Annotated in this window: 5 protein-coding genes; 3 read left to right on the top strand and 2 right to left on the bottom strand. The window is 45.4% G+C overall.

Annotated features, from left to right (window positions below; genetic code table 11):
- Positions 1–2624, bottom strand: a 2624-nt coding sequence (rne, locus tag Q4492_RS15265; RefSeq protein ID WP_303419742.1) for a ribonuclease E, incomplete at its 3' end; no start/stop codon positions are given.
- 516 nt (positions 2625–3140) lie between these two features.
- Between rne and rluC the strand changes: the two genes are divergently transcribed.
- The 3 genes from rluC (at position 3141) to cysB (ending at position 6308) form a co-directional block, all read left to right on the top strand.
- Positions 3141–4106 (top strand): 23S rRNA pseudouridine(955/2504/2580) synthase RluC, encoded by a 966-nt coding sequence (gene rluC / locus Q4492_RS15260; RefSeq protein WP_303419740.1) that lies wholly within the window; start codon positions 3141–3143, stop codon positions 4104–4106.
- A 16-nt stretch (positions 4107–4122) separates the two neighbouring features.
- Complete coding sequence (locus Q4492_RS15255) at positions 4123–5223, top strand: DNA-binding protein (protein WP_303419738.1); 1101 nt, start codon at positions 4123–4125, stop codon at positions 5221–5223.
- A gap of 110 nt (positions 5224–5333) precedes the next feature.
- Complete coding sequence (cysB, locus tag Q4492_RS15250; protein ID WP_303419736.1) at positions 5334–6308, top strand: HTH-type transcriptional regulator CysB; 975 nt, start codon at positions 5334–5336, stop codon at positions 6306–6308.
- Between the two features lie 398 nt (positions 6309–6706).
- On the opposite strand, the gene acnA is transcribed toward cysB, so the two are convergent.
- Positions 6707–9424 (bottom strand): aconitate hydratase AcnA, encoded by a 2718-nt coding sequence (gene acnA, locus Q4492_RS15245; RefSeq protein WP_303419734.1) that lies wholly within the window; start codon positions 9422–9424, stop codon positions 6707–6709.
- Positions 9425–9984: the final 560 nt, after the last annotated feature.

Below are 9984 nucleotides of genomic sequence, written 5' to 3'. Positions count from 1 at the left end.
CTTGATGCTTCAGTGGCTTCGCTAGGTGCTTCAACTGTTTCGCTAACGTCGCTTGATGCTTCAGTGGCTTCGCTAGGGGCTTCAACTGTTTCGCTAACGTCACTTGATGTTTCAGTGACTTCGCTTGGTGCTTCTTCAGCAGTTTCGCTAACGTCGCTTGATGCTTCAGTGGCTTCGCTAGGCGCTTCAGTTGTTTCGCTAACGTCGCTTGATGCTTCAGTGACTTCGCTAGGCGCTTCAGTTGTTTCGCTAACGTCGCTTGATGCTTCAGCTACTTTATTAGAAGCTTCAGTTGTTTCGTTAACGTTGCTCGGCGTTTCTACTGTTGCGTTAAGTGCAGTATTGGCTGTTTCAGTCGCTACTGCTGCTTCAGTTACTGCAACCGTTGCTGCTGTTTCTACTGTTGCGTCTTCCGCTGTAGAAGCAGCTGTTTCTTGTTGAACCGGATTAGAGCGGTTCGCTGTACGTTCAGTAGGACGACGACGACGGCCTCTACGACGTGGGTTGCGTGGAAGCTCTTCATTATCAGTAGATGATGAGTTATTTGTATTAAGCTCTTCAGTGCTACGATTTTCCGTACGGTCTTGCTCTGATTTGCGTTTACGGCGTCTACGTTTAGGTTTTTCATCTGATGTAGATGCAGTTGGTAAAGGCTCATCAGGTTCTGGTTTTACTGTGATGATCTCATCGTTCTGCTTTTTCGCGCCACGAGGCTTGCGATCATTATCACGGCGACGACGTTTGTTACGGCTATTTTCACTACGGTCGTTGCGATCGTTGTTGTTGCGTTTGCTTTTTGGCTTGCTGCTTTCCTGTTTTTTAACAGGTGCTTCTTGCTTAGGCTGTTCGCTTGAGCCGAAGATCTCTTTAATAAACCCGATTAAGCGTTCCACAATACCTGCTTGAACCGGTGCTTTCGCAGCCTTGTTCGCAGGTTTTGCTGCTGGTTTATTTGAACTTGAACTTGAACTTGAACTTGAATTTGAGCTTACTGGATTTGCTTCTGGCGCTGGAGTCGAGGGTGCGACGCTACGAACGGCAGCTTGTTCGCGAGCAACAACCGTTTGAGCAGTTGCTGAGGCTTCAATAGGGGCTTCGTTTGTAGGTTCTGGCTGCATTGTGTAGCTTGCATCATTCGTCGTGGCGACAGTGTTGTCATCACGTAAGCGAACAACTTCATAGTGCGGTGTTTCCATATTTGGATTTGGCACAATGACTACGCGAACACTTTGACGTATTTCGATGTCATGAACCGCGTGGCGTTTCTCGTTCAGCAAGTAGGTTGCTACAGTGACAGGTAAGATAGCTCTAATTTGTGCAGTTCTATCTTTTCCAGACTCTTCTTCGATCAAACGCAGAATAGATAAGGCAAGGGACTCAGTATCGCGAATCGTGCCTTGTCCGCTACAGCGAGGGCAAACCACACCGCGAGTTTCAGCTAGAGATGGACGTAAACGCTGACGGGACATTTCGAGTAGACCGAAACGAGAGATGCGACCCATCTGTACGCGTGCTCTATCTAATTTCAGGGCATCACGTAAACGGTTTTCCACTTCTCGTTGGTTTTTGATCGGTGTCATATCGATAAAGTCGATTACCACTAATCCACCAATATCTCGAAGGCGAAGTTGACGTGCAATTTCGTCTGCTGCTTCAAGGTTGGTTTGCACTGCTGTTTCTTCAATATCACCGCCACGAGTTGCTCGTGCAGAGTTGATATCGATTGAGACCAGTGCTTCGGTTGGATCGATAACGATCGAGCCGCCTGAAGGTAAGGTTACTTCGCGCTGAAATGCAGTTTCAATTTGCGCTTCAATCTGGAAACGGTTGAATAGAGGGGTCTGATCGACATAAAGACGAATCTTGCTCTCATAAGTCGGCATCACCTGTTTTACGAAGTTACGCGCATCTTCAAAAACTTGAGGATCATCAATCAGTACTTCACCAATATCTGAGCGCAGGTAATCACGTACTGCACGTATAACGACGTTACTTTCTTGATAGATCAAGAAGGGGGCAGATTTCTCATCTGATGCTTGGGTGATAGCCGTCCAAAGGGTTTTTAAGTATTCAAAGTCCCATTGAAGTTCTTCACTACTACGGCCAACACCTGCTGTGCGAACAATGATACCCATCTGTTTAGGTACATTAACACCAGCAAGGGCTTCTTTAAGTTGGGTGCGCTCATCGCCTTCGATGCGACGAGAGATACCGCCAGCTCGAGGGTTGTTTGGCATTAAAACTAAATAACGGCCTGCAAGACTGATAAAGGTGGTAAGTGCAGCGCCTTTGTTGCCACGCTCCTCTTTATCAACCTGAACAATAACTTCAGTGCCTTCTTTTAATACTTCTTTAATGCTTGGGCGAGAGCCGCGGCTTGGCGGTTGCGTGAAGTATTCTTTAGAGATCTCTTTGAGTGGTAGGAAACCGTGACGTTCCGAGCCGTAGTCAACAAATGCTGCTTCAAGGCTAGGCTCAATACGAGTGATTTTCCCTTTGTATATGTTGGCTTTTTTCTGTTCACGTGATCCAGATTCAATATCTAGATCATACAGGCGCTGTCCATCAACCAGCGCTACGCGCAACTCTTCAGGTTGAGTTGCGTTAATAAGCATTCTTTTCATAGCGTTCTCTTATAGAACGCTTCTCACGCAGCAGGGAGGTTCTGGAATCTCCAGAAGCCCGTCTTTTGGACGATTATTTACATCAAAAACCCTAAGGGTATTTAAACCACTTCTGATTCAATAAGAGTTTCAGCTGCTCAAACAATATAATTGGAGCTGGAGTCGCATCTTACATTTAATGTGTTTTACGTTACTTCGCAAACGGCAAAGTAACTGTCCTCGGTAGAGGAAACATCAGCCTCATGTTCTTCTTTCTAATTGTTGCTGCTGTAAAAGCAGGTTCCTGGCTAATGCGCATCTCTACCTCCAACCGGTTTTTCCGACTGGGTGAAAAGCTATTCTTAATTTATATTCATGATAGTTGCCGCTTTTTTCAGCAGAATTGATTTTTTTCCGCGATTTTCGGGTCTGTATTACAGCAATTGAAAAAAGATAAAGCCAACAGACCACGGCAGGGCTAGAATATAGCAGTTATCCACTACAGCATCAATTCGCTAATCGGTTTTCATTATAAATATGTCTCAAGAAAATAGTTCGCCAACCAATCAAGTACGTTTCGTTGAAATTACAGAAGGAAATGCAGGCCAAAGGGTCGATAATTTCTTGATCACTACCTTAAAAGGTGCGCCGAAAAGTCTAATTTATCGGATTGTGCGTAAAGGCGAGGTGAGGGTTAATAAAAAACGAGTTAAACCAGAATATAAATTACAGCTTAATGATTTGGTGCGTATCCCGCCCGTTCGCTTAGCTGATCGGCAAGCACCCGCAAAAATTGGTAATAAGCTGATAGATCAGCTTGAAGCGGCCGTTTTATATGAAGACGATGATCTAATCGTCGTAAATAAGCCATCAGGGATTGCAGTACACGGTGGTAGTGGTATTAGTTTAGGGTTGATTGAGAGTTTTCGGCAGATGCGACCTCAGGCTAAGTTTTTGGAATTAGTGCATCGACTTGATCGTGATACATCAGGCTGTATTCTTCTCGCTAAGAAGCGAAGCGCATTAAAGTTAATGCATGAGTCTTTGCAGAAAAGTCGTATTACCAAGATCTATCATGCAATGGTCATGGGTTCATGGAGTGAAAGAAAAAGAAGAGTGGATGCGCCGCTCAGGAAAAATGAGCTTAAGTCGGGGGAGCGCGTGGTTAAAGTCTCTGCTGATGGTAAGGAGTCTTTGACTGAATTTAAGGTGCTTGAACGGTTTGGTCGTCAGGCTACCTTGATTGAGGCGCGACCAATCACAGGTAGAACACACCAGATTCGTGTTCATTGTCAGTTTTCAGGGCATCCTATTGTGGGCGATCAGAAATATAATACGGATGAAATGAATGAGGTAATGCGTACTCATGGCTTTGATCGTTTGTTTCTCCATGCTGCAGAGTTGCGATTCCCTCTACCTTCGGGTGGCCGCAAAGTAATAAAGGCTCCGCTTGAAATAAAGCTTCAAAAAGCGGTGAACAGTTTTAAGAGCAAGAATAGTTAATGGATTTTATTGTTATATGAGTGATTTGGCTTTAAAAGAGAAAATATATTCAACTGCAGATCGTTTGTTGTTGGCTGGGTTTCAGCCGACAGCCCTGCTTATATCTGAATCTTTAGGTTGCGATGAAGCAATAGTCGAAACTGATTTGCATGAGTGGTGGGCTTTAGTACCTGAACGTATCGTTTTAAATGTAACTGATGTTAGCGTTCCTGAAATTCCTGAGTCGCTGACACAGTCATTCTCTAAACTTTGGCAGCAAGCTGTACAGGAAGCGAATGGTTTACTTAGTGTTGATAAGCATAGTCATGATGCTGGGCTTGAGGTGGTTCGTCGCGAAGCGGATGAGTCTCTTAAAGAATCTCGCGGCCGTTTAAGTGATATAGAGGAAAGGCTGAGAGCAGAAATAAATAAAAAGGAAGATGCTGAAACTCAAATTAAAGCGCTTGAAGCTGAAATTGAAGTACTGAAAGCCAATCTGATGGCAGAGACGTCACAGAGGAAGCAGGAAGAGCAGAGTCGTTTAAATGTTGAGCAGGAGCTTAATCATTTACGAAAAACCTATGATGACAGTAAACGTACATTTGATCTGCGTATAAAAGAGGAGCAGCGGCACACTCTTGAGGCTGTGAGTAAAGCAGACGCGGATGTACGATATTATCGAGGCGCCCTTGAGAAGCTTAGAGATGAAGTGGGTAAAAAAGAATCAGCGCTGACTAAAAACATCCATGACTTGCAAGCTGAATTGGCTAGAAAAGATGTTAAAAACGATACACAGAAAACCCAAATAAAAAGTCTAGAAGCTGAGCTTAAACAGATCAAGCAAGATACCTCTGGACAGACAAGAGAGCTATCAAAAATCAACTCATCTTTGCTTGCCGAATCCAACAAAAACAAAAGGTTGGAGGATAAAGTTAAAGTCATGGATGAAGAAGTTAGGCGGGCAAGGCAGAAGCAGGTTAGCTTAGCTTCTGAGCACTCTAGACGCGAAGCAAGTATACGTTCACAGTTCAAAGATAAAGAAGATGAGCTGGTACGCTCGTTAGCTAAAATTAATAGTCTTGAAAAGAAAATCATTGCTCAGGATGAAGAGATTAGGCGTTTGAATGCGCGAGGATAGCTCTCGTCGCTCTTGCTTTCTGGTCTATTGAATTTATTCTAAACTGTTATAATAACGTTAAATTTCTTATAACACAGGCATAAGCTGTGTTGTTGTTTTTGGAGTGCTTAATGAAGTTGCAGCAGCTGCGGTACATCTGGGAAGTCGCTCGCCATGACTTGAATGTGTCGGCGACAGCTCAGAGTTTATATACCTCTCAGCCTGGTATAAGTAAGCAGATTCGTCTTCTTGAGGATGAGCTGGGCGTTGAGGTATTCGCGCGCAGCGGTAAGCATTTGACTCGGGTTACCCCAGCGGGACAGGCTATTTTATCTGTTGCTGGCGAGATTCTGCAGAAAGTTGAAAGTATTAAGCAGGTTGCGCAAGAGTTTAGTGATGAGCGTAAGGGCAGTTTGGATGTAGCGACTACTCATACCCAAGCTCGTTATGCTTTACCTCCCACTATTACCGGTTTCATGAAAGAGTATCCTGATGTGTCTTTGCATATGCATCAAGGTACACCGATGCAGATTTCTGAAATGGCAGCGGACGGTACGGTTGATTTTGCTATAGCAACAGAAGCTATGTCGCATTTTAGTGATCTTATTATGATGCCTTGTTATCGCTGGAACCGCTCTGTTGTTGTGCCTAAAGACCATCCGCTTACGCAGGTTTCTAAACTAACCTTAGCTGATTTAGCTGAACATCCTATAGTGACTTACGTTTTCGGTTTTACTGGGCGCTCTAAGCTGGATGAGGCTTTTATTGATGAAGGACTTGAGCCTAAGGTTGTTTTTACCGCAGTAGATTCAGACGTAATTAAAACCTATGTGCGTTTAGGGTTAGGTGTAGGTATTGTTGCAACGATGGCGTTTGATGAAAAGCAAGATAGTGACCTTGTTCGCTTAGATGCCAGTCATTTGTTTGAGCCAAGTATTACTAAAATTGGCTTTAGGAAAGGAACCTTCTTACGAGGTTATATGTATGACTTTATTCAGCGCTTCGCACCGCATTTAACACCTGATGTTATTCATAAGGTCTTAGAGTGCAGTAATCGTAATGAGATTGATGAGTTATTTGCGCATCAGGTACTGCCCGATCTATAAGGTCGCGTTAATATCTACCGAAGGCTTGTTTGTTTAAACAGGCCTTTTTTGTGTCTGAGTTTTACCGTAATTAAGTCTCTACTATGGGAATAACAGTAGAGGCGCTATCCTTGATAACTCTTGATCTGTTTAGCAAAGCCTTATCGGCTTGATTTGCCTAGGGTGTCGTAGAGCGCGTTAAATCTCGGTAGGGGGAGTCTTTACAGTAATCCGCGAGGGCGCTTAGTGACTTAAAATCAGAGAAAGCGCCAATAGACACAATACTACTCACGTTAGTGGGCAGTATTGTGGTCCACAGGGTGTGTTTTTAATTATTTCTACTGTTGGGGTGTGGCCCGTCTCAGGCTTTTTGAAAAGGGCGACGATATCTGAGCTATGATAATCGTTGCCCTGTTCCTTTATGTATTCGCGGCGATAATATCGCGTAACACCATCGGTAAGATGCCTTTATGACGTATTTGATCCAGCTCTGATGAGGTATCAACACGCGAAAGCAGTTCTATTTTCTGAGATGAGCCATCCGTCCGGTGAATAGTCAGCTCCACAGATCCCCTTGGCTCAAGTGTATCAATACCTTTCAAATCAAAGGTTTCTGAGCCATCCAAATTGAGCGAAGCGCGTGTCACCCCTTGCGGCAGTTGCAGCGGTAAAACACCCAACCCCACTAGATTGGATTTGTGAATACGCTCAAAACTTTCAGCAATAATCGCTTTTACACCGAGTAAGGCTGGCCCTTTAGCGGCCCAATCCCGTGACGATCCTGTGCCATAAAGTTTGCCACCAAACACAAGGGTAGGTGTGCCTTCTTCACGGTAACGGGCAGCGGCATCGTAAATCGACATTTGAGCAGGTTCGCCTTCAGATGGGTGGTAACTCGTTACCGCACCCGTGGTGCCAGGTAGCATCAGATTTCTGGCTTTACCGTTGCCAAAAATACTGCGTAGCATCACGTGGTGATTGCCGCGACGTGCCCCAAGTGATGTCAGATCGCTCTCGGCAACGCCTTGTGAGATCAAATACTCGCCAGGAGGGGAGTCTGGACGTATACGGCTAACCGGTGAGATGTGGTCTGTGGTTGTGTTGTCATCACACATCACTAACATGCGCGCCCCTGATATATTATTTAATGCGTCCGCAGGTGTTTCAAGTGAGAAACCATCGAAGAAAGAGATTTCTTGGATGTAGGTTGAATCTGGATCCCAGTCATAAACAGGGCCGGTAGGCGATGCCAGTTTCTGCCACGTATCAGGACCGTCGAGTGAGTTCTCATAGGTTTCTCTGAAGGCTTTCGGATCCATGCATTCATGCATGGTCTGAGTGATTTCGGCATTGCTCGGCCAGATATCTTTAAGGAAAACATCGTTTCCTTCCGCATCCTGACCAATGGGCTGAGTATTCACATCAATATTCACATTGCCCGCAATGGCCATGGCAACGACCAGAGGAGGGGACATCAGGAAGTTAGTATCAACATCCGGATGTACACGGCCTTCAAAGTTCCGGTTACCGGATAAAACAGACGCGGCGATAATGTCGTGGTTTTGCAATGCGGCTTCAATGCTTGGTGCTAGAGGGCCAGAATTACCCACGCAGGTTGTGCAGCCATAACCGGCAGTATTAAAGCCCAGTGCATCCAAATGCTGTTGTAGTCCCGCCTTAGTTAAAAAGTCGGTTGCAACCGGAGATCCCGGTGCCAAGGATGTTTTAACGCCGTTAGGTACTTGCATCCCAAGCTCATTGGCTTTCTTGGCAAGCAAGCCGGCTGCAATCAACAAGCTTGGGTTAGATGTATTGGTACAGGAGGTAATCGCCGCAATGAGGATATCGCCGTCTTTTAACTCCCTCTCAGGTAAGGATACGAAAATACCGGCATCGTCTGCTTTCATCGGCGTAACGTTAACCACTTCAGGCGTGCGATCGCCTTCAGCCGCCGCTTTTTTGAAAACGTTGCCAAGCTCACCTAGCGGTAACCTATCTTGAGGTCTTTTAGGGCCAGCAACCGAAGGCTCAACGGTGGATAGGTCAAGCTGAAGGAGGTCCGTATAGCGTGGCAGAGACTGACCAGGTGTCCAGGTCATATTTTGTGCTTTATAAAAAGCGAGTGGCAGATCGCCATCTCTGCCTGTTGCTCTTAGGTACTCGGCAGCAATTTCATCAAATGGGAAAAAGCCCATTGTTGCGCCATATTCAGGTGACATATTGGCGATGGTTGCGCGGTCAGGCAGGGAAAGGTTGGCGCATCCTTCACCGATGTATTCAACAAACTTACCAACAACACCTCCAGGATACTTGCGCAACATTTCAGTGATCGTCAGTACCAAGTCTGTTGCAGTGACGCCCTCTCTTAATGCGCCGGTGAGTTCAACCCCAACTACTTCGGGAGCTAGCATTTGCATAGGTTGGCCCAGCATGGAGGCTCCAGCTTCAATGCCACCTACGCCCCAGCCCACAATGCCTAAGGCGTTCGCCATGGGTGTATGGCTATCCATGCCGATAAGTGTATCGGGGACCATCAGTCCATTAATATTGAGGTGGCCCTGTGCCAGATACTCTAGGTTCACTTGGTGAACAATGCCGGTTTGTGGGGGAATAATTCTGATGGTTTCAAAGGCCTGCGCGCCCCATTTCAAAAAGGCATAACGTTCTACATTTCTGGCCGCCTCCAGCTCTCCATTGATTCTAAGAGAAGCAGGGCTACCGGTATTGTCCATTGTAACGGTGTGATCGATAACAAGATCCGCGCGTACTAAAGGCTCAATGATGGCGGGGTCCATGCCCATGCGTTGAACGGCTGAACGCATCGCCGCAAAATCCACAATGGCGGGTGTGCCACTCAGATCGTGCATAAGGACGCGACCTGCAGTGAAAGGAATTTCGATCGGTTTTGTGCCTTGAGCTTCTGTCCAGCTTCCAAGAGCTTTAACCTGCTCAGCGGTTACACCGTTTTGGCCAACATTCCGAGCGATACCTTCCAAGATGGGACGAAGAGAAAACGGGAGTTCATCAAGATTTATACCAAATAATTCAGCGGTATCTGGAAGGCTATGGTAGCTGTATGTAGTTCCGGGAAGTGTTTTAATGGAACTGGATGGATCAAAATTGATAGGGCTTGTCATATTTTATACCTCACGCAGATGGGGCGTTTCTGGCTCTACAACTTTTTTTTGCACGAGCCTCCGGTCATTATCGAAGCTGCTCGATTTCCTTGTTAGTCGTTTATTTAGCCGTCCAGCGAACCCTTATTACCTGCAACATATATTATTGCTTTATTTGGATTGTCGACAATGTTAGACGATAGGTATCTTAAAACAAGTGTTGAAGGCGTATTTTTGGTGTAATTACATACAATCTACGACTATTTGCTAGTGAATTTGGTATAACTATGCTCCTTATAGGTAGTGCCCAGTGGGTTTATCTCCTCCGAAACTGACTACAAGCCGAACATGCTATGCGCTGTTTGAGTATCGATTAAATCACTATAGATAGGAGAGTCAGTTTACCCGCTGTGGAATAGGCTATGATTGACTTGCCTTGATCGATCCTAAAAATCAAACACGCTCTAAATGATTGTTGTTCTCAACAAGAGGGTGGGTTAGCAATGTTCGTAAAAAAACAGGCATGCCTACAACCAATGTATACCATATGTAACTTATTGATTTGTATTGTATTTATTTTA

The organism is Neptuniibacter sp. 1_MG-2023, assembly GCF_030547185.1.
Taxonomy (GTDB): Bacteria; Pseudomonadota; Gammaproteobacteria; order Pseudomonadales; family Balneatricaceae; genus Neptuniibacter.
The sequence above is the reverse complement of the archived record's forward strand: the minus strand, read 5'-3'. Positions and strand labels throughout refer to the sequence as shown.

Coding starts and splice junctions, on each gene's coding strand:
- Q4492_RS15255 (WP_303419738.1), top strand. CDS start 4,123: ATGAGTGATTTGGCTTTAAAAGAGAAAATATATTCAACTGCAGATCGT.
- cysB (WP_303419736.1), top strand. CDS start 5,334: ATGAAGTTGCAGCAGCTGCGGTACATCTGGGAAGTCGCTCGCCATGAC.
- acnA (WP_303419734.1), bottom strand. CDS start 9,424: ATGACAAGCCCTATCAATTTTGATCCATCCAGTTCCATTAAAACACTT.
- rluC (WP_303419740.1), top strand. CDS start 3,141: ATGTCTCAAGAAAATAGTTCGCCAACCAATCAAGTACGTTTCGTTGAA.